This window comes from Bradyrhizobium cosmicum, from assembly GCF_032290525.1.
GTDB lineage: Bacteria > Pseudomonadota > Alphaproteobacteria > Rhizobiales > Xanthobacteraceae > Bradyrhizobium > Bradyrhizobium cosmicum_A.
In genome coordinates this window covers 1-357 of record NZ_JASXTA010000106.1, presented here as the reverse complement: position 1 = coordinate 357, position 357 = coordinate 1, and the positions used below count along the sequence as shown (strand labels likewise).

Below are 357 nucleotides of genomic sequence, written 5' to 3'. Positions count from 1 at the left end.
CTGGAAGGGGATGTGGCGGCGAAGTTCTTCGGCGCGGTGTTGGACCAGGCTGAGGTGAAGCAGCTCCTGTCGAACGATCACTTCTCGGTCGATGGCACGCTTATCGAGGCGTGGGCATCAATGAAGAGCGGGCAAGGACGGCAAGGACAAGCCGCCGGATCCAGGCCGCAATGGCGAGCGCGGCTTCCACAAGGAGAAGCGCTCCAACGAGACGCATGGATCAACCACCGACCGGACGCCAGGCTCTATCGCAAAGGTGATGGCCAAGGCGCCAAGCTCTCCTTCATGGGGCAATTGGCAAGCCGTCCGCACATCGCAGGATCGCGCGGCACCGCTCAGATAGCGACCGCGCAACAC

The 357-nt window shown here is 62.7% G+C and carries 1 pseudogene; it reads left to right on the top strand.

Features of this window, described 5'->3' with window-relative positions:
* Positions 1-357 (top strand): annotated as a pseudogene (locus QSV46_RS39250) (IS5/IS1182 family transposase); the annotation flags it as partial.